Raw genomic sequence first — 19,676 nt, forward strand, 5'->3', positions numbered from 1 at the left:
ATGCTATTCTAGATATATAGTTTTGTTATAAATAAATGTCAGTGCGAGATCAAATTGGAGGATAAAATGGAAAAACAAATTAATGAAAAAAAGCCTTGGTTCCCAAGGCTTTTTAATGTTATAAACTCATTAAAATAATCCCCAGTTAGATTTGGAATATTTTTTATTCTGTGTCACATAAAAATAAATAAAATGAATGGCTATAGCTAGAGCTAAAATGGTTGTTATACTCACTACTATTATAGGATTAGAAGCAAAGATTAAAGAGAGAATCAAGGCAGCCAGATAGAGTGTCGCTTGGACACAGTAGTAACTTTTCGAATAGCGAAGATAGTGTTTGTTATGGGGCCCATTTACTAGGACAGCAGCTTGAAAGAGGCCAAATCCGATATAAGAGAAGCTGGTTGCAAAGAGACGATTAGCTTCAGGATTCTGAAGAAAGCCCATCGATACAGTCATCATCATAAGTCCAATGAAAATAGGATAGTGACTGTAAATTAGAAATAGCCCCTTTTGATTAGATTTTTGATCAATAGCATGGTCGAATTGACCAAAATAAAACAAGAACAGAGAAATCATAATAATGAAATAAAGAACCGAATAAATCGAGAAATTCTCGATTGTAAAGAGGTTAGCTAGCTCCGTAATCATCTCTCCAAACGTAATAATGACAAGAAGGGAGATGCGCTCGATTAAATGGGGGAGATTTACCTGGTAATGCTTATCTTTATTAAGCAAGATACTTGGCATAATAAATGTTAGCAGAATACTAGCAAATAAGATATAGACTCTAACGTAAATAGGAAGAAGAGCTGCTAGGTAGACTCCTAAACTTCCTAGACCTGTTATCCATAGAAAACCTTTGATACTTTCCCGATTAACATCATCGGTTGATTTTCTAAAAAATTCAACCAAATATTGAAAAAATAAGGTAAGGGTTAATGTACCAATAGCCCAACAGAGATAATGAAAATATTGTTGCCAATCAGGTCCAATCATATTGGCTATAAAGAGTAAAATTCCCATTTTGATAAACATGATTACTATGTTAAATAAAGAGTTCTTTCCATAGCGATTGGTATAATCGGTTTGAATCATCCAGGAATCGATGAGAACCAAAGTAGCAATGAAAAAATCAAGGAAAGAATTCCATGTCAAAATACCGTTATGAAGATGGTCAATTAAAGTAGTTACTTTTGAAATTGCAAAAACAAAAACTAAGTCATAAAAAAGTTCTGAAAATTCTACACGTTTATGTTTAATAAGAGTTGTCATCTTAAGACCTTTCTATTTTAGAAGTACAATTTATTATAACAGAAAATGGTAATGAGAGAAAAGGAGATGCTTAAATAACTTTATGTGGCGCGAATTGTAAAAACCTTGGACACATTTACCTCATGTACCAACTTACAGGCGGAGTGTTTGATGATTGGTAATAAAGAATGGGTGTTGAAACATTCAAGTTATTATCATACTGAGAAAGATGGAACAACAAAACGAGTTGAGTTCAATGCAACTAAGCAACCGGAAGAACTGAAGAATAAGATTATACAATAGAAAAAGCGAGCCTAAAACTCGCTTTTTTTATTTAATCTAATAGCTCCTTATTTTCAATTAAGAGTTCTAGTGGAGATTTATCTCTTGCTTCAATAAAACCAGGTTCATATTGGGTATGAAGTGTTCTTTTCTGAGAAGTTGGATCAATATACAACTCTTTTCCATCTTCTGTGTATAGTTGGTTGCCTCTTGTTAGGTAAAGTAAATCCTCTAAGTACTGTCCATCAGTATGTAGGAAATGCTCGATGTATTTGACAGCCTTTAAGATTTCACTTACTTTATCAGAGTATTCATTAGATTCAAGAACACTCTTTTCTAACTCAATCTCTTTACTCGTTCCAAAGAGTTGGGTTGGAGTTGCATTAAAATATTCTGCTATCTTATCCAAATTTGCAAAGGTAGGATAGCTTTTTTGTTTTTCGTAGAGGAGCAAAAGAATTTTTTTACACACAAAATATATCTTGAGCATCTGTTGATGGGACATAAGTAGGGAGGACACAAAAAAAGCCCTGATTCCAAGGCTTTTCCTGTTGTATTTAGATGCCCCCTGCATGAATTTGTATGAAATTTTCATATTGAAAGTAATCAAAAATATTGAAATATAGATGATTTTCGGAAGGTACTTTTAGGTATTTTCAATGTCATGATTTAAAAATGGGGCAAAAGTGGGGCAAAAACGAATGACTCACATTTGGTTAGAAAACCTATAATACCTATATATGTTGACCCTCGTAGCCAGACGAACCATAACTCTATAAGCTTTGATTCAGGAGACCAGTGTACCTATGATAAATCATCAGTGCCTATTATTAGAGAATATAGAAAAGTCATGTAAATTAGCTACAAATTTACATGACTAACATAAAAAGCGAACAAACAGAAGTTTAAGTGCCAGAAAACTCCGTTTGGTCGCTTTTTTATTAATTTAAACCATTTATTTAAATAGCTTAATAGTAAAGATTTTCAAAAATCGAAATCTTTTTACCTCAGTCTCTTCAGTCTGTTAATTTTTTTTCGAAAATTTCTCTTTAATATTAGCTTTCAATTTATCAAATTTTTCACGACGAGCTTCTTTTTTATCCGCAATTAAGCGAGCTTTAGCTTGATGCTCTAAATCTTCTTGAATTTTGAGAGCTGACTCTATCTCTGCCGCAACAGTAGCGACATCCCATCTAGCAATGTCAACCTGATACTTTTCAAAAATAGCATTTAAAACAGATTCATCATTTTCTTGTACAAGTGCAATAATAGCTACTTCGCCATTAGTCAACTTTTTACTAACGGTTGTAATTAATGCCGAATTGATCAATTCTTTGTCTGAACCAACGGAGGCGCCAATTGCTCCACCAGTAGCAAAACCAAAGAGAACACCTAATGGTCCACCTAAAATTCCGATTAAACTACCAATTAATCCGCCTTCGAAATAATCATCTCCTAGGGAATTCATCAAATCAAAGCTATCTTTGACGTTAACAACACCATTTTCAGTTTTTACAATTGAAGCCTGAGCTAATTTGGTATTTTCAGTTTGAACAAACTGTTTTAATTCTGAAAAGGCCTGAAAGGCTTCACTTTCAATATGAAAAATTGAGACAACAACATTTTCCATGGGCTTACACTCCTTTATTACTTTATAGAGATAGAATAAAATCTCCTATATTTAGTAGTACAAACTACTGCTACACAAGGTGAATTGTAGCATACAATAATCTTTTATGCAATATACAATATATTACAAAAAGATTAAATTTTTATTTAAAAACTTATATTCTATAAATTAGGCAATTTTAAAATTTTGATTAAAAAGAAAGATTTAGATAGAGCTGTTGGTAGACTTAGGAAATTTTAAGAACATGCATTAGTTAAATTAAATGGTTCTTTTCAATTAAGTTTTAACTTCTATCTGGTAAGTAAAAGGAAAAATAATACCCGTGGTGCTAGTTAAACTCAAAATACAAGAAAAGCCTAAAAGGACTATACTGTAAGTGACAAAACAAAACAGGAGGATAGTCCAAATGAGCCACTTACATTAGTCCTGTGAAATACAGAACTAAATCCTTCACTTAAATTACTTGTCTAACTTTTTGGGGTCAGTACAAACAGTGCTTTTTTTGTTGAAATCGCAAAGAATCTAAGCTTTCTTTTTGCAGATAACATTCGCTCTTTTATTTTCGGTATGATTGAGTCGATGCCCCGTTCTCGACCGGTTATTATTGCAACTTATCGAATGCTAGAGCACTATGCCATCACTTTTTGGAAGAATACTTAGAGCAATTCTACGCAGAATGGAATGCGAAAAAGTGATAATTAAAGAGACGAAAAAGCTGAGAATATGATTTCCCAGCTTTTTTGAATGCGATAGAAATAGCAACTAGACTATTTACGAAAGGCCTCAATAATGTAGGTGAAGCCAGTAACTAAAAATGAAAAGGCAATGACATAAACGACAAAGACACCTGTAGCCACTGGATTGAACAGAATCACTAGACCTAGTAAAAATGCAAGCAAGGCTACCCACGTGATATTGCTACCAATAATAGGGAAAATCAATCCTAGACGATTGCCTTTAAAGAAAGCAATAATGGCTTCTACAATTAACCAAATTCCTACAATGGTCGGAATGACGACCGGCAGGGTCACAAAGCCATAAGCAACGAGGTAAAGAGCTAAGAGAAGACTAACAAATCCTTGGAAAAGATAAACAGGTGAGCGAAGCTCTTTTGGTGCAGAGAAATAGCCTAAAATAGCTGCTATAGAAGAAACCAGTAAACCAAATGCAATCCACCAGCTGTAAGCAACAAGATTAGCTACTGGGTTTGTAAATAGGAAAAGTCCTAAAAGGACAAAAACAACTCCTGCAAGGAATAGCAGTAAACGATTAGAAAATTTCATTTCAATACCCCCTATATAGTATAGTATAGTTTGGTAATAAGACTATTGTACTTATTTTTATAGAAAATGTCAATAAAATAAATAAACAATTTGGAAGTTTCAGTCTGACTTACAAAAAGAAAAGGAGTTTTCACTCCTTTTCACAGATTGAAGACAAAGTCCTTATAAAAGTGTCTTCTAAAGATTTTAACTTCAATCTGAAGCGAGGTTATCCTCGCTTTTTCTATTTATCAAACAATTCCTTATTTTCAATTAAGAGTTCTAGTGGAGATTTATCCCTTGCTACAATAAAACCAGGTTCATATTGGTTATGAAGTGTTCTTTTCTGAGAAGTTGGATCAATATACAACTCTTTTCCATCTTCTGTGTATAGTTGGTTGCCTCTTGTTAGGTAAAGTAAATCCTCTAAGTACTGTCCATCAGTATGTAGGAAATGCTCGATGTATTTAACAGCTTTTAAGATTTCACTTACTTTATCAGAGTATTCATTAGATTCAAGAACACTCTTTTCTAACTCAATCTCTTTACTCGTTCCAAAGAGTTGGGTTGGAGTTGCATTAAAATATTCTGCTATCTTATCCAAATTTGCAAAGGTAGGATAGCTTTTTTGTTTTTCGTAATCAGAGATGGACTGTTTACCGATTCCTAAATCTTCAGCTAGTTGAGTTTGGCTTACTCCTTTTTCTATGCGTAGTCGTGCCAAATTGGGTCCAAAATTTTGAATAATAAAGGTCATGGGAAACTCCTATTTTTATTTTTAACTTATTTTATCACCTATAAACTTACAAATCAAGTTTTTAGTTGACTAATTAAAATATTTTTTATAAAATATATTTATAACTTATAAATAAGTTATAAATAATACAAAATAGCTCGTAAGTTTAGGATTGGTGAGTGGGGAGGAAGTTGAGGACGAGACTATGACTTATGACTATTCGAAGCCTTGGAGCTAGAAATTGTGTGGACAAGGACAAGGGACGAGCCTGACGGGAAGTCAGGCGAAGTCCTGCAGACTGCCGTCCAGACAATTTCTAGCCAAGCAAAAGCTGGCTATTCTAACAGCCAGCAAAAAGGGACACTTAGGGCAACGCCCAAAGAACGACGGAACGAGCAAACGTTGATTTGACGGTGTTTCTGAGGACTAAAAAATCTAAAAGAAGGGGGGACAATTTTGTTGGTTTCTATACAAGATTTAAGAAGCATTCAAGAACGATGTGATGTAGGAGAATTAGTACAGCGGTTAGATGTCAGTATTGATAGATTAACAGTTATCTGGGATACAGACACTGGCTCCCTAAGACGAATTTTCAAAAATCTGAAACAGGCAACAAGTACAAGAGTTGATTCATTTGAACTATATGATAACGTACGAGATGATGTCTTTACTTTAGCTAAAGTTTTTAATGAGTATGATTCGATCAATATTATATTTTTCCAATTATCCATTTATGGAGGTGAACAATTGATTCGAATTGATTTCAATCCTAATACTTTAAAAGAATTTGATGGAATGAAAGTATGGAGACAATTAATGTACTTTGCTAGATTGAATTCATTGACAGTACGTTTGTCTCGTTTTGATTTGGCATTTGACATTTTCAACAGGCCTGCAATCGTTAATTTGCAACATATTAAAGGTGGTGTTACCCATAAGGTCTTTTATGGTAGAGGGGGTGAATTAGAGACGAAATATTGGGGTTCTAGCGGTAGTAATGTACAAGTTAGGTTGTATGATAAGAATAAAGAAATCATTGCTCACAAGCGCGAAGAGAAGCTAGATTTGGCTGTAAATCCGTTTTGGTGGAGACTGGAGTTCCAACTTAGAACCAAAGCGATTGGTGAGGAGATGGTCCAAGATATTATGAATCGACTTGATAATTTCGGATTTTATAAGCTAGAACATATTCGAGTGGATCAAAGAGCATTTACAATTATCTTTCTCAACAATCCTGAACTGTTGTCATTGGCTTTTCCAAATTTAAAATCAGACAGCATCAAAAAGAAAAAAACAAGAGTCCGCAAACTATTGAGAGAAGAAACGAACCAATTTGCGGAAGAATTAAAAGAAGTATTAATACAGAATCTCCCTAAATTAAATGCAGAATTACAACTACTTGTAGGTGAGTTTCTGAATTTAGAAAATAAATAAGGAGGATAACTATGGATCATAACTTAATTAGTAACAAAGAATTAATTGAAATGGGCTATCGCCCTCATACAGCGAATGATATCATTCATCAGGCAAGAGAATTACTTGTATCACGAGGCCATACATTTTATAATCGCAAACGTTTGATGGTTGTTCCAAAAAGTGTTGTAAATGAGATTCTAGGAACAGAGGTGGCGTAATATGGCAAGTGTTCGTTACCGAAAGCGAGGAGATAGTAATTTATGGACCTATGAAATTCGTAGCGAAGGAAAAACTGTTGCTCATAATAGCGGTTTTAAAACAAAAAAACTTGCAGAGTCAGAAGCTGAACCGATTCTGCAAGAACTCCGTTTAGGGAAAAGAATTTCTAGAGATATTTCTCTTGTAGATCTATATCAAGAATGGCTTGAATTAAAAATTCTACCGAGTAGTAGGTCGGAAGAAACAAAGAAAAAATATCTTCTCCGTAAAAACACAATTGAAAGATTATTTGGAAATAAAAAAGTCACTCAAATTCGTGCGAGTGAATACCAAAGAATTATGAATAAGTATGGACAAACAGTTGGTAGAAATTTTCTAGGTAGATTGAATACTGGGATTCATCAGAGCATCCAAATGGCCATTGCCGATAAAGTTCTAATAGATGATTTTACACAACATGTCGAGTTATTTTCATCCAAAGAACAACAGATGACAGAAGAGAAATATTTACATACAGAAAAGGACTATCTGGATTTACTTTTAGCAGTAAAGAGAAAATTTGATTACCAACATTCAATTGTTCCTTATATCGTCTATTTTCTATTAAAAACAGGTATGAGGTTTGGAGAGTTAATAGCGTTAACTTGGAATGAAGTTGACTTTGACAGAGGACTGCTAAAAACATATAGGAGGTTTAATACCCTTACTCATAAATTTGTCCCTCCAAAAAACAAAACGTCTATTCGGGTGGTACCGATAGACGAAGAATGTATCAAGATATTACAAGTCCTAAAAATTGAACAAGAGAAGGCTAATAAAGAGCTAGGAATCAAGAATAGGTATAAAATGATTTTTCAGCATTATGGATATATTCACTTGGTACCAGACATTGCAAGTGTCAATAAAGCTTTGAGTGTTCTTTTAAATGAATTAGATATTTATCCAATTATCACGACAAAAGGAGCACGTCATACCTATGGAAGCTACCTCTGGCACAAAGGATTTGACCTTGGAGTTATTGCAAAAATTCTAGGGCATAGAGATATTTCAATGTTAGTAGAAGTATATGGACACACTTTAGAAGAGAAAATTTTTGAGGAATTTAATCAAATTAGAGATGTCTGGAAAGATTGCTCATAAAAAAATGTGGGGCAAATGATGGGGCAAATCAGTTATAGACAAGCAAAAAAGCCTTGCAATCAAGGCTTTTCCTGTTGTTTAGATGCCCCCTGCAGGGCTCGAACCTGCGACCCATAGATTAAGAGTCTACTGCTCTACCAACTGAGCTAAGGAGGCAAAGAAAAAGCTGTATTGGTGCCGAAACTTCACGGTTTGTATTGAACCCGCGCAATTAAGCAGGTGGGCAACTCGCTCTAACTGAAGCTGTTTCCGTGTGAGACGGTCTACATGCTGTTAGAAGACTTTTGTTTCCCTAATAATACAAAAAATAGTCGGTCAACACTTAAGTGTGAAGTCGTACACCACAGCGTTTCTATGTTTATATGATACCACTTTTTCAAAAAAAATCAAGAGGAAAATGCAATTATTTGAAAAGGATTTCACAAGTTTCGTAATTTATCAATGGTTTCCTTACGTTGCGCCAAGGCTCGTTCGTATTTGCCGGTATCTTCTGGAGTAAAATAGTGGTGATTTTGGATTTTTTCTGGCAGATAGTCTTGATTAACCCAATTTCCAGGATAGTTGTGTGGATAGAGATAATCTTGGGCGTTGCCCAATTCCTTGCTCCCACTGTAGTGGCCATCGCGCAGGTGTCGAGGGATAGGCAAATGCCCTGATGTTTTGAGATCAGCAAGGGCCTTGTCCATAGCCACATAGGCTGAGTTGGATTTTGGAGAGAGGGCCAAGTCAATCACCACATTGGAAATGAGGATGCGAGCTTCTGGGAAGCCAATCTTTTGAGCAGCATCTAGAGCAGTTACGGTATGAATCTGAGCTTCAGGATTGGCCAAGCCGATATCTTCATAAGCGATAACAGTCAAGCGACGAGCGAGACTGGGCAGATCACCTGCTTCAATCAAGCGGGCAGCGTAGTGGAGACTGGCATCTACATCCGAGCCACGGATGGACTTTTGCAGGGCTGAGAGGACATCGTAGTGACCGTCCCCATCCTTATCCATGGTAATATAGCTCCTTTGCAGACTATTCTCCATAATATCAAGAGTGATATGGCGGATGCCATTGTCATTCTCAGGGGTAGAGAGAACAGCCAAGTCCAGAGAATTAAAGGCAGAACGCAGGTCTCCATTGGTAGAAGTTGCGATGAAATCCAGCGCCTCCTCATCTAGCTCTACTGGAAAATCAAAACCACGCTCAGGGTTACTTAGAGCTATCTGAAGAGCCTCTTTGACATCTTGGTTAGACAGAGGCTCCAACTCAAAAATTTGAACACGACTACGAATGGCTGGAGTGACAGAAAAGAAAGGATTTTCAGTCGTCGCCCCAATCATGATGACCAGACCACTTTCCAAGAGGGGAAGTAGAAAATCTTGCTTGGTTTTGTCAAGACGGTGAATCTCGTCCAGTAGCAGAACTAGTCCACCTGAAAATTTAGCCTCTTCCGCGATTTCTTGTAGCCGTTTTTTACTATCAACTGTCGCATTAAAGGTCCGAAAGGCATACTTGGTCGTTCCAGCGATGGCTGAGGCGATACTGGTCTTGCCGATTCCTGGAGGTCCGTAGAGAATCATGGAGGACAGACGATTGGCTTCCACCATACGACGGATAATTTTTCCAGGTCCGACCAGATGCTCCTGACCGATGACCTGGTCGATGGTTTTTGGGCGCATGCGAAGCGCGAGATTGTCTGGCATAGCAGTCCTTTCTAACATGGATTTTCTGATGTATATGTGGTAAGATGGTAGTATCTATTTTAGCATATTTCCGAGCAATCGGGGCGATTAAAGAGTCGCATAGAAAGAGGATAAAATGGCAACATATGGATTTTTAGATGTTTTAGAGGAAGAATTGGACAAGAACTTTCCATTTGACTATGAGATTAGTTGGGACAAGCGCAATCATGCGGTTGAAGTGAGTTTTCTTCTAGAAGCACAAAATGCTGCAGGAATAGAGATGCTGGATGAGGATGGAGAGGTTTCGTCAGATGATATCCTTTTTGAAGAAGCGGTCCTTTTTTACAATCCGACCAAGTCAACGGTTAACGCAGAAGACTATCTGACTGTCATCCCTTATCTTCCTAAAAAAGGTTTTTCACGTGAGTTTTTAGCTTATTTTGCCCTTTTCCTTAAAGATACTGCCGAGGTTGGACTAGATGCCCTTATGGACTTTTTGGAAGACCCGGAAGCAGAAGAGTTTGTCATGGAATGGAACCAAGAAGTCTTTGAAGAAGGAAAAGTCGGCTTGGAAGAAGGAGAATTTTACCCTTATCCGAGATATTAGGAGTCTGATATGGAAGTAGAAATTTCTGATTTCACAGGCTGCAAAATTGCCCTCTTTTGTGGTGATAAGCTCTTAACTATCTTACGTGATGACAAATCAAACATTCCATACCCTAATACCTGGGAACTGCCTGGTGGTGGGCGAGAAGGCGATGAAAGTCCTTTTGAGTGCGCGGCGCGTGAAGTTTATGAAGAACTGGGAATTCATCTGACTGAAGATTGTCTGCTTTGGGCGAAGGTTTACCCAAGTATGCTTTTTGCGGATAAGAAATCCGTATTTCTAGTTGGCAAGTTGACACAGGAACAGTTTGACCAGATTGTCTTTGGAGATGAAGGGCAGGGCTACAAACTGATGGGCATTGAGGAATTTCTTGGCTCAGATAAGGTCGTGCCCCAGTTGCAGGAGCGAGTGAGGGATTATTTGGAGGAGAAGAATGATAACAATTGAGAGATCAGGGGCGGAAGATTTAGAAAAGATTATTGCCATTCAAAGAGCCAGTTTTGAGGCGGTTTATGAGAAATACCAAGATGAGTATGATCCTTATCTGGAGGACCGCGAACGAATCAAGTGGAAACTAGCAGAACGTCCTAATAGCTATTACTACTTTGTGAAAGAAGATGAAGAAAAGATTGGTTTTTTACGAGTTCAGACCAATGAAGAGTTGACAGAAGCTTGGTTGGGAACAGCAGCGATTTTACCTCCGTATCAAGGAAAAGGGTATGGATCTAAAGGTTTAAGCTTGCTGGAAAAAGAATTTCCAACCACCACACAATGGGATTTGTGTACGGTATTACAGGATGCAGGCATGGTTGCTTTTTACGAGAAAAACGGCTATTGTCAGACCCATATCGAGCCTGAAAAAGAAGGCATGGATATGGTCTACATGAAAAAATGGATAGAGAAATAGAAAGGATGGGTCGGTTAAATTTCTAAACTGAACCCGCCCTAAACACTGTGCCAAAAAGATAAACTTCTCTTAGACACAAGCGTCTTCAGAGAATTTCCTATTTTGGCTTTGTGTTTTACGGGCTTGGTATCTTAATTATGGAAACATGGCAAGAGTTAAAAGTAACGGTTAAGCGTGAGGGAGAGGAATTGGTTTCCAATCTCTTGATTGAGCTGGGGGCACAAGGTGTTGCGATCGAAGACAGTATGGACTATGTGGGGAATGTGGATCGCTTCGGTGAGATTTTCCCTGAGGTGGAACAGCAAGAAGAAATCGTGGTGACAGCCTACTATCCCGAAACGGTTGATGTAGCGGCAGTTGAGGCAGATTTACAGGCTCGTCTCCTAGAATTAACAGATTTTATGGATCTAGGAGAAGTCAAGATGGGGATGACTGCCTTGGCTGAGGAAGACTGGGCTGACAACTGGAAGAAATACTATGAACCAGCTCGCATTACTCATGATTTGACTATTGTGCCGTCTTGGACAGACTACGAGGCGACTGATGGAGAAAAGATTATCAAGCTGGATCCTGGTATGGCCTTTGGGACAGGAACCCATCCGACGACCAAGATGAGCCTCTTTGCCTTGGAGCAGGTTCTTCGTGGCGGAGAGACAGTGCTAGATGTGGGTACTGGTTCAGGTGTCCTTTCTATTGCTAGCTCGCTTCTGGGTGCCAAGGAAATCTTCGCCTACGACCTAGATGATGTGGCAGTTCGTGTGGCTCAGGAAAATATCGAGCTCAATCCTGGCATGGAAAATATCCATGTAGCGGCAGGAGATTTGCTTAAGGGGGTTGAGATTGAGGCAGATGTCATTGTGGCTAATATCTTGGCGGATATTCTCATCCATCTGACGGACGATGCCTATCGTTTGGTAAAGGACGAAGGTTATCTCATCATGAGTGGCATTATTAAGGACAAGTGGGATATGGTGCGTGAGTCAGCTGAGTCGGCAGGTTTTTTCCTTGAAACCCACATGATGCAAGGGGAATGGAATGCCTGCGTCTTTAAGAAGACCAAGGATATTTCAGGTGTGATTGGAGGTTAGCATGCAGCAGTATTTTGTCAAAGGCAGTCCTATCTCCCCTATCACCATCGAGGACAAGGAAACCAGCAAGCACATGTTTCAGGTCATGCGCTTGAAAGAAGGTAATAAGGTTACCTTGGTCTTTGAGGATGGTATCAAGCGCTTGGCGCGCGTGCTAGATGTGGAAACTCGTCAGTTTGAATTGCTCGAAGAATTAGCTGAAAATGTCGAACTGCCCGTCCAAGTGACCATCGCATCAGGCTTTCCCAAGGGAGACAAGCTGGAGTTCATCACTCAAAAAGTGACGGAACTGGGTGCCAGCCAGATTTGGGCATTTCCTGCCGACTGGTCGGTCGCCAAATGGGACGGCAAGAAATTGGGCAAAAAGGTTGAAAAACTAGAAAAAATCGCCCTTGGAGCAGCCGAGCAAAGCAAGCGTAATCTGGTCCCAAGTATCACTCTTTTTGAGAAGAAATCAGAATTTCTAGCGCAGCTGGACCAGTTTGACTCTATCGTAGTGGCCTATGAAGAGTCGGCCAAAGAAGGTGAATCAGCTGCTCTTTTACAAGCAGTTAGTGACATTGAAAAAGGAGCAAAATTGCTCTTCATCTTTGGTCCAGAAGGTGGTCTGTCACCTGCGGAAATTGAAAGTTTTGAAGCCAAAAGAGCTGTCTTGGCAGGCCTTGGACCTCGTATATTAAGAGCAGAAACAGCACCACTTTACGCTTTATCAGCTCTTAGCGTATTATTAGAATTAGAGAGATAAGAGGAAGAAAATGGAACAAAAACACCGTTCAGAATTTCCAGAAAAGGAACTCTGGGATTTAACCGCCCTCTACCAAGACCGTGAGGATTTCTTGCGTGCGATTGAAAAGACTCGCGAAGATATCAACCAATTTAGCCGTGACTACAAGGGCAATCTTCATACGTTTGAGGAGTTTGAAAAGGCCTTTGCAGAATTGGAACAAATCTATATCCAGATGAGCCATATCGGCAATTATGCCTTTATGCCTCAGACGACAGACTATAGCAATGAGGATTTTGCTAATATCGCCCAAGCTGGAATGGACTTTGAAACAGATGCCAGTGTAGCTCTTACCTTCTTTGATGATGCCTTGGTGGCAGCAGACGAGGAAGTCTTGGATCGTTTGGGTGAATTGCCACATTTGACAGCAGCTATTCGTCAGGCAAAAATCAAAAAAGCCCACTATCTAGGTGCTGATGTGGAGAAGGCCTTGACCAATCTCGGTGAAGTTTTCTATAGTCCACAGGACATCTATACTAAGATGCGAGCCGGAGACTTTGAAATGGCTGACTTTGAAGCCCATGGCAAGACCTACAAAAACAGCTTTGTAACTTATGAGAATTTCTACCAAAATCATGAGGATGCAGAGGTGCGTGAAAAATCCTTCCGTTCTTTTTCAGAAGGACTTCGTAAGCACCAGAATACAGCTGCGGCAGCCTACTTAGCTCAGGTCAAGTCTGAGAAATTGTTGGCAGATATGAAGGGGTATGACTCAGTCTTTGATTATCTCCTAGCTGAGCAAGAAGTAGATCGTGCCATGTTTGACCGTCAAATTGACCTCATCATGAAGGATTTTGCGCCAGTTGCTCAGAGATACCTCAAGCATGTTGCCAAGGTTAATGGTCTTGAAAAGATGACTTTTGCAGACTGGAAATTGGACTTGGATAGTGCTCTTAATCCTGAAGTGACTATTGACGACGCCTATGATTTGGTTATGAAGTCAGTAGAACCTTTGGGTCAAGAATATTGTCAGGAAGTTGCTCGCTATCAAGAAGAACGCTGGGTGGACTTTGCTGCTAACAGTGGCAAGGATTCTGGTGGATATGCGGCGGACCCATATCGCGTGCACCCTTATGTCCTCATGAGTTGGACAGGCCGTTTGAGCGATGTCTATACTTTGATTCATGAGATCGGGCATTCTGGTCAATTTATCTTTTCTGACAATCATCAAAGTTACTTCAATGCCCACATGTCAACCTACTATGTCGAAGCGCCATCAACCTTCAATGAATTGCTTCTCAGTGACTACTTGGAGCACCAGTCTGATGACCCACGTCAAAAACGCTTTGCCCTTGCCCACCGCTTGACAGACACCTACTTCCATAATTTCATCACCCACCTCTTGGAAGCAGCCTTCCAGCGTAAGGTTTATACATTGATTGAGGAAGGGGAAACCTTTGGAGCAAGCAAGCTCAACAGCATTATGAAGGAAGTCTTGACAGATTTCTGGGGAGATGCTATTGAGATTGATGACGATGCAGCCTTGACTTGGATGCGCCAAGCTCACTACTACATGGGCTTGTATAGTTACACTTACTCAGCTGGACTTGTTATCTCGACTGCGGGTTACCTCCATCTGAAACATTCAGAAACCGGAGCTGAAGATTGGCTCAATCTTCTTAAATCAGGTGGCAGCAAGACACCGCTTGAGTCAGCCATGATTATCGGAGCGGATATCTCAACAGACAAACCACTCCGTGATACCATCCAATTCCTGTCAGACACAGTTGACCAGATTATCGCCTACAGTGCTGAGTTGGGCGAGTAAGGGGATTTAGGATAAGGATATGAACAGAATTAAAAAATGGCTGGAGCAGGATCCCCAAAGAATGCATTTTATCAAAATTGGTCTAGTTTTGTTGGGAATCATTTTATTGATTGCTTTGCCTACTCTCTATCTTGTTTTGAGCGGAGTTGGTATTTGGTATTTTGTAAAGAAAGCACCAGATATTCGAAAAAGAAATCTAATGATTGGGATTTTCATTGTCAGTTTTGTTGCAGTTGCTATTCAAACTCCGACAGTCACAAAGAAAACTTCATCTTCTCAGTCAGAAACTAAGCAGACTGCGACATCTACTACTTCGACAGCTTCAACCACGGATACTTCATCTAGTATAGAGGAAGCAAAACGAATCGAAGAAGAGAAAAAAGCTAAAGAAAAAGCAGAAGAAGAGAGAATTGCCAAAGAAAAAGCTGCAAAGGAGTTGCAAGAAAAAGGTGAAACCTTAGTCAAACAATTAGAAGACAGTCAAGATGCGAGTCAAGTGAAGTCTGCTAAAGAAACAGTTAATCAGATTGAAAATAATGATAAAAAGACAGAGTTGCTTGATAGAATAGGTGCAGTTGAGTCGTTAATTTCTCAAAAAGAAGAAGAAAAAAGAGCTGCGCGTGAAGCTGAAACCAAAGCTCAACAGCAAGATAGAATTGTCTATGTTGCAGACCATGGGAAATCAAAAGTTTATTGGTATAGTAAGGATAGAATGCCTTCAAAAACGAATAAAGCCAACGTTGTTGAGATGACAGAGGCAGATGCAATTGCTGCAGGAAAACGTCCATCAAAAACAGAATAAGAAAGAAAGTCATCTTCGGATGACTTTTTGATAAGTTACTAGAAATGTAGAGGTGCTAGAGATGCGTAAAAAATTACAAAGAAAAGTGATAGAAGAAAAACCAAGCTATAGTCGAGAAGAAATTCAGTGGCTGCTTGAGCACTTGGGAGATCCCTCTCCAGAAATTCGAGATGAACTTGTTTTTACGAGTTTGGCTAGGGGGATTCAAGAAGAGTTGTTTTCCCTTGAGCAGTTTCAGTTTATCTCAGAAGAGGTCTCCTCTGATGAAGGTCTATACAAAGAGATTGATAGTAGAGGAGTTTCGACTCTTAAACGTTCTTTTAGGGCGCTTATTTATGCCAATCTTTTGTCTGCAGATGGTAACGAACACTCTCTTTTCTATAAAGGTTTAAAAACTGATATAAGAAATGCTATGCTATCTCAAGGTTTGTATTACCTTAAAAAAGAAAAGGATACGACAGGTTTTTCAAGTCAGTATGGTTGGGTTCACGCTTTTGCACATGGAGCGGATCTCTTGACTGAAGTCGTTTGTCATCCAGATTCTCCTAGTAACAGAGTTTCTGAAGCATTTGATGTACTGGGTCAACTATTTAAAAGAATTACCATTCGTTTTACAAATGATGAGGATTGGCGGTTAGCGAGAGTACTTTATGAACCCATTTTGCAAGTGAAATTAGGGCAAGAACAAGTAGCTTCTTGGATAAAAACGGTTGATTTTCCAATAGAAGAGAGGGAAGATTTTTATAAATTTTCCAATTTCAGATCCAGTCTGTTGGAAGTGTATATCCAACTTGATCAGAAAAATAGTTTACAAGATGCCTTGAAAGAAGCGATTCAATCCTTTCAATACTAAGTCCAAGCGAGTCGTTTCATGATTTTTAAATAACTTTCCAGTCAATTTTCTTGAAACCCTTTGCTTCTTTTGATAGACTAATACTTAGTTTGAAAAAAGGAGACTTATCATGAAAAAATTTGTTGCTGAATTAATCGGTACATTTATGCTTGTGTTCATCGGAACAGGAGCTGTTGTTTTTGGGAATGGTGTTGAAGGTGTTGGGCACCTTGGGATTGCTCTTGCTTTTGGTTTGGCAATCGTAGTTGCAGCTTACTCAATTGGGACGATTTCAGGTGCTCACTTGAACCCAGCGGTTTCGATCGCTATGTTTGTAAACAAACGTTTGTCATCTTCTGAGCTTGTAAACTACATACTTGGACAAGTAGTTGGAGCTTTCCTTGCGTCAGCTGCAGTATTCTTCCTCTTGTCTAACTCAGGCATGTCAACTGCTAGTCTTGGTGAAAATGCCTTGGCAAACGGTGTCACTGTCTTTGGTGGATTCTTGTTTGAAGTCATCGCAACTTTCTTGTTTGTCCTAGTTATTATGACTGTCACTTCAGCAAGCAAAGGTAATGGCGCAATCGCTGGTTTGGTAATCGGTTTGTCATTGACAGCCTTGATCCTTGTGGGATTGAACATCACTGGACTTTCAGTAAACCCAGCTCGTAGCTTGGCTCCTGCTGTCTTGGTAGGTGGCGCAGCCCTTCAACAAGTATGGATTTTCATCCTTGCCCCAATCGTTGGTGGTATTCTTGCAGCCCTTGTTGCTAAAAACTTCCTTGGAACAGAAGAATAATTGAAATTCAAAAAGCCTTGCTCCTCAGTTTGAGGAACAGGGCTTTTTCGTATCTGTTTAGCGGTTGTCAATTTTCTCTGGATAAAGGTCGTGTTGAAAGAGGCGTTGTTCTGCCAATCCTTCATACTTAGTTCCAGGTCTACCGTAATTGTAGTAAGGGTCGATTGAAATGCCCCCGCGCGGAGTGAATTTTCCCCAGACTTCTAAATAGCGAGGGTCGAGCAAGTTAACCAAGTCTTTCCCGATAGTGTTGATACAGTTTTCGTGAAAATCCCCATGATTTCGATAGCTAAAGAGATAGAGTTTGAGGGATTTTGACTCGACGCAGAGCTTGTCAGGAATGTAGGAAATATAAATGGTCGCAAAGTCTGGCTGAGCGGTGATTGGGCACAGGGAAGTAAATTCAGGACAGTTGAATTTGATGAAATAGTCATTTTCCACATGACGATTGTCAAAGGATTCGAGGACTTCTGGTTGATAGTCAAAAATGTAGGTAGTTTCTTTGTTGCCCAGTAGGCTTAGGTTTTTCATTTCTTCTTGTTGTGACATGATTTTTTCTTTCTAATTTTAAACACCACGTTGGTTGTCGTAGAGGAGGGTATGGAGTTGAGGAAGGACGCGGACATTGCCCCAGCTATCGTCAGCAGCGACACGTTCCCAGAGTTCTTTGAGGCGATCTAGTTGGTCTTGGACAATATTACCCGTAGCCTTGGGCTCAGGATTTCCTGCTGATAAGAAGAGGACATCTGGCTGGTAACGTTCTTGGATCCCTTTGGCAAAGGCTAAATCGGCATCATCAAAGACAGGGATTTTAAAGGTGACCTTGTCTGGATCTAGTTGGGAAACGATAAAGTCTAAGGTTTCGAAGTTGACTTCCATCTTGGATGAAGGAGGTTTGGGACTCAGAGTGACTTGGTCGATATCTTTTAACCAATTTTGCCAGCGGGAGCCTTGGGTCTCAACAGCCAGAGTGACACCACGTTCCTTGAGTTTGGTGACCAGCTCGGCCATGTTGGCTGCTAGGATAGCAGGATTTCCCCCAGATAGAGTTACATAGTCGTAGGTCCCCAATTTATCCAAGGCAGCAATGACCTCGTCAGCTGTCATACGAGTTGGTTTTTCAGAACCATCCCAAGTAAAGGCAGAGTCGCACCAGTCGCAGTGGTAGTCGCAACCTGCAGTGCGGACAAACATGGTTTTCTGCCCAATAGCACGGCCTTCACCTTGAAAGGTTGGACCAAAAATTTCCAGAACTGGTAGTTTGAGGACACGTTCCCTAGTCATCTAACCACTCCCGTCTAAACTCTGCAAAGGCGGTCGGAGTCTCATAGAGGCGAACGTATTCCAAACGGAGACCGCGCTCGTCTGGCAACTCTTGACTCATAGTTTGGAAAATCCAGTAAACCATATTTTCAGCAGTCGTGTTCATATAAGGCAGGGTTTCATTGAGATAGCGATGATCCAAGTGGGGTTCTAAGTAGTTCTTGTAGATAGCTTTGATGTCTCCAAAGTCGTAGCTCATGCCCCGTTCATCTAAAAATCCACTGACAGCAATCTGCAGATGATAAGTGTGACCGTGCAGGGACTTGCATTTTCCTTCATAGTGAAAGAGGTGGTGGGCAGCGTCGAAGGTAAACTCTTTTGAAACTAAGGTTCTGTGAGGATTGTAGACAAGAGATTCCCCAGTTTCCTGTCTGATTTCTTTGGGAGCAAAAAACATTAGCCCTCTCCTTTCTGTGAAAGATAAACATCTAAACCATGCTGACGTAGGTGGCAGGATGGACAATCTCCACAGCCACTTCCGATAATTCCATTGTAACATGTCAAGGTCTTTTCACGAACATAGTCAAAGGCACCGAGTTGGTCGGCTAACTTCCAAGTTTCAGCCTTGTCTAGCCACATGAGAGGTGTTTGGATAACAAAGTCGTAATCCATGGCAAGGTTGAGGGTGACATTAAGAGATTTGACAAAGACATCCCGGCAGTCAGGGTAGCCTGAGAAGTCTGTCTCGCAGACACCTGTCACGATATCTTGAATGCCTCGTTGCTTGGCAAGAACTGCTGCAAAGGATAGAAAGAGGTGGTTGCGACCATCAACAAAAGTATTGGGAAGCTCTCCCTCTTTTTGCTCGATTTCCATATCAGAGGTCAAGGCATTTTCAGTGATTTGTCCCAGCAGAGACATATCTAAGATGTGATGACGAACGCCTTGTTCCTTAGCGATTTCTTCAGCAACTTGAATTTCAAGATGATGGCGTTGGCCGTAGGCAAAGGTGACGGCTTCGACTGTTTCATAGTGTTCTTTAGCCCAAAAGAGGCAGGTTGTGGAATCTTGACCGCCACTAAAGACGACCAAGGCTGATTGACGTTTCATAGTACTCCTTCCAAAACGGGAAATGTTCAGAGCACGCAAAAAGCTCCCTTGAGGGGAGCTAAAAAATACCAAGTAGAGGTTTTTTTTAGCGATGGCATGTCCCAAAC

At 39.7% G+C, this 19,676-nt stretch carries 23 protein-coding genes and 1 tRNA gene; 13 read left to right on the forward strand and 11 right to left on the reverse strand.

Features of this window, described 5'->3' with window-relative positions:
* Positions 1 to 129 precede the first annotated feature (129 nt).
* The 5 genes from MK405_RS00310 to MK405_RS00330 form a co-directional block, all read right to left on the reverse strand.
* Positions 130 to 1,275, reverse strand: a complete 1,146-nt coding sequence (locus MK405_RS00310; protein ID WP_268703988.1) for a low temperature requirement protein A — start codon at positions 1,273 to 1,275, stop codon at positions 130 to 132.
* A 313-nt stretch (positions 1,276 to 1,588) separates the two neighbouring features.
* Entirely contained in the window at positions 1,589 to 2,041 is a 453-nt protein-coding gene (locus tag MK405_RS00315; RefSeq protein WP_049549759.1) for a hypothetical protein, read from the reverse strand.
* A gap of 519 nt (positions 2,042 to 2,560) precedes the next feature.
* Positions 2,561 to 3,166 (reverse strand): DUF1269 domain-containing protein, encoded by a 606-nt coding sequence (locus tag MK405_RS00320; RefSeq protein WP_268703989.1) that lies wholly within the window; start codon positions 3,164 to 3,166, stop codon positions 2,561 to 2,563.
* 767 nt (positions 3,167 to 3,933) lie between these two features.
* Entirely contained in the window at positions 3,934 to 4,449 is a 516-nt protein-coding gene (locus MK405_RS00325) for a DUF308 domain-containing protein (RefSeq protein WP_061586782.1), read from the reverse strand.
* A 223-nt stretch (positions 4,450 to 4,672) separates the two neighbouring features.
* Complete coding sequence (locus MK405_RS00330) at positions 4,673 to 5,185, reverse strand: helix-turn-helix domain-containing protein (protein ID WP_268703990.1); 513 nt, start codon at positions 5,183 to 5,185, stop codon at positions 4,673 to 4,675.
* Positions 5,186 to 5,392: 207 nt separating this feature from the next.
* Between MK405_RS00330 and MK405_RS00335 the strand changes: the two genes are divergently transcribed.
* The 4 genes from MK405_RS00335 to MK405_RS00350 are packed head-to-tail and all read left to right on the forward strand — an operon-like array spanning position 5,393 to position 7,939.
* Positions 5,393 to 5,575 (forward strand): hypothetical protein, encoded by a 183-nt coding sequence (locus MK405_RS00335; RefSeq protein ID WP_003009863.1) that lies wholly within the window; start codon positions 5,393 to 5,395, stop codon positions 5,573 to 5,575.
* 45 nt (positions 5,576 to 5,620) lie between these two features.
* Complete coding sequence (locus MK405_RS00340) at positions 5,621 to 6,598, forward strand: replication initiation protein (protein ID WP_268703992.1); 978 nt, start codon at positions 5,621 to 5,623, stop codon at positions 6,596 to 6,598.
* Positions 6,599 to 6,609: 11 nt separating this feature from the next.
* Positions 6,610 to 6,798: a DUF3173 domain-containing protein gene (locus MK405_RS00345; protein ID WP_268703993.1), complete on the forward strand. Its 189-nt coding sequence runs from the start codon at positions 6,610 to 6,612 to the stop codon at positions 6,796 to 6,798.
* A 1-nt stretch (position 6,799) separates the two neighbouring features.
* Positions 6,800 to 7,939: a site-specific integrase gene (locus MK405_RS00350; RefSeq protein WP_002896712.1), complete on the forward strand. Its 1,140-nt coding sequence runs from the start codon at positions 6,800 to 6,802 to the stop codon at positions 7,937 to 7,939.
* Between the two features lie 83 nt (positions 7,940 to 8,022).
* On the opposite strand, the gene MK405_RS00355 is transcribed toward MK405_RS00350, so the two are convergent.
* Together MK405_RS00355 and MK405_RS00360 are read right to left on the reverse strand one after the other, a co-directional pair.
* Positions 8,023 to 8,095 (reverse strand) — tRNA-Lys (locus MK405_RS00355).
* 263 nt (positions 8,096 to 8,358) lie between these two features.
* On the reverse strand, positions 8,359 to 9,630 hold the full coding sequence (locus tag MK405_RS00360) for a replication-associated recombination protein A (protein WP_268703994.1): 1,272 nt from the start codon (positions 9,628 to 9,630) through the stop codon (positions 8,359 to 8,361).
* 115 nt (positions 9,631 to 9,745) lie between these two features.
* On the opposite strand from MK405_RS00360, the gene MK405_RS00365 reads away from it, so the two are divergent.
* The 9 genes from MK405_RS00365 (at position 9,746) to MK405_RS00405 (ending at position 17,196) form a co-directional block, all read left to right on the forward strand.
* Entirely contained in the window at positions 9,746 to 10,216 is a 471-nt protein-coding gene (locus MK405_RS00365) for a DUF3013 family protein (RefSeq protein WP_268703995.1), read from the forward strand.
* Positions 10,217 to 10,225: 9 nt separating this feature from the next.
* Complete coding sequence (locus MK405_RS00370; protein WP_268703996.1) at positions 10,226 to 10,663, forward strand: NUDIX hydrolase; 438 nt, start codon at positions 10,226 to 10,228, stop codon at positions 10,661 to 10,663.
* Entirely contained in the window at positions 10,650 to 11,123 is a 474-nt protein-coding gene (locus MK405_RS00375; RefSeq protein WP_268703997.1) for a GNAT family N-acetyltransferase, read from the forward strand. The genes MK405_RS00370 and MK405_RS00375 overlap by 14 nt, the downstream gene beginning before the upstream one ends.
* A gap of 137 nt (positions 11,124 to 11,260) precedes the next feature.
* The gene (gene prmA, locus MK405_RS00380; protein ID WP_268703998.1) at positions 11,261 to 12,211 is read left to right on the forward strand and encodes a 50S ribosomal protein L11 methyltransferase; all 951 of its coding nucleotides are present in this window, start codon (positions 11,261 to 11,263) and stop codon (positions 12,209 to 12,211) included.
* 1 nt (position 12,212) lies between these two features.
* Positions 12,213 to 12,956, forward strand: coding sequence for a 16S rRNA (uracil(1498)-N(3))-methyltransferase (locus MK405_RS00385; RefSeq protein ID WP_268703999.1), 744 nt, complete (start codon positions 12,213 to 12,215; stop codon positions 12,954 to 12,956).
* Between the two features lie 10 nt (positions 12,957 to 12,966).
* Positions 12,967 to 14,763, forward strand: coding sequence for an oligoendopeptidase F (pepF, locus tag MK405_RS00390; protein ID WP_268704000.1), 1,797 nt, complete (start codon positions 12,967 to 12,969; stop codon positions 14,761 to 14,763).
* Between the two features lie 19 nt (positions 14,764 to 14,782).
* Positions 14,783 to 15,565, forward strand: a complete 783-nt coding sequence (locus MK405_RS00395; protein ID WP_268704001.1) for a deoxyribonuclease — start codon at positions 14,783 to 14,785, stop codon at positions 15,563 to 15,565.
* A gap of 61 nt (positions 15,566 to 15,626) precedes the next feature.
* A complete protein-coding gene (locus MK405_RS00400; RefSeq protein WP_096422630.1) occupies positions 15,627 to 16,418 on the forward strand; it encodes a DUF2785 domain-containing protein in 792 nt (263 codons plus the stop codon).
* A gap of 109 nt (positions 16,419 to 16,527) precedes the next feature.
* Positions 16,528 to 17,196: an MIP/aquaporin family protein gene (locus tag MK405_RS00405; RefSeq protein ID WP_096422628.1), complete on the forward strand. Its 669-nt coding sequence runs from the start codon at positions 16,528 to 16,530 to the stop codon at positions 17,194 to 17,196.
* 57 nt (positions 17,197 to 17,253) lie between these two features.
* Here MK405_RS00405 and queF read toward each other — a convergent pair whose 3' ends face one another.
* Genes queF through queC form a run of 4 tightly spaced genes read right to left on the reverse strand, consistent with a single transcriptional unit; the run spans position 17,254 to position 19,569 of the window.
* Positions 17,254 to 17,745 carry a preQ(1) synthase gene (gene queF, locus MK405_RS00410; RefSeq protein ID WP_000082591.1) on the reverse strand — a complete coding sequence of 164 codons (492 nt, stop codon included), beginning with the start codon at positions 17,743 to 17,745 and terminating at the stop codon, positions 17,254 to 17,256.
* An 18-nt stretch (positions 17,746 to 17,763) separates the two neighbouring features.
* On the reverse strand, positions 17,764 to 18,480 hold the full coding sequence (gene queE, locus MK405_RS00415) for a 7-carboxy-7-deazaguanine synthase QueE (protein ID WP_007521137.1): 717 nt from the start codon (positions 18,478 to 18,480) through the stop codon (positions 17,764 to 17,766).
* Complete coding sequence (gene queD, locus MK405_RS00420) at positions 18,473 to 18,916, reverse strand: 6-carboxytetrahydropterin synthase QueD (protein ID WP_268704002.1); 444 nt, start codon at positions 18,914 to 18,916, stop codon at positions 18,473 to 18,475. The genes queE and queD overlap by 8 nt, the downstream gene beginning before the upstream one ends.
* Positions 18,916 to 19,569, reverse strand: coding sequence for a 7-cyano-7-deazaguanine synthase QueC (gene queC, locus MK405_RS00425; RefSeq protein ID WP_268704003.1), 654 nt, complete (start codon positions 19,567 to 19,569; stop codon positions 18,916 to 18,918). The genes queD and queC overlap by 1 nt, the downstream gene beginning before the upstream one ends.
* Positions 19,570 to 19,676 lie beyond the last annotated feature (107 nt).

It is taken from the genome of Streptococcus oralis (assembly GCF_026782345.1).
In the GTDB taxonomy this organism is placed as follows: domain Bacteria; phylum Bacillota; class Bacilli; order Lactobacillales; family Streptococcaceae; genus Streptococcus; species Streptococcus oralis_CK.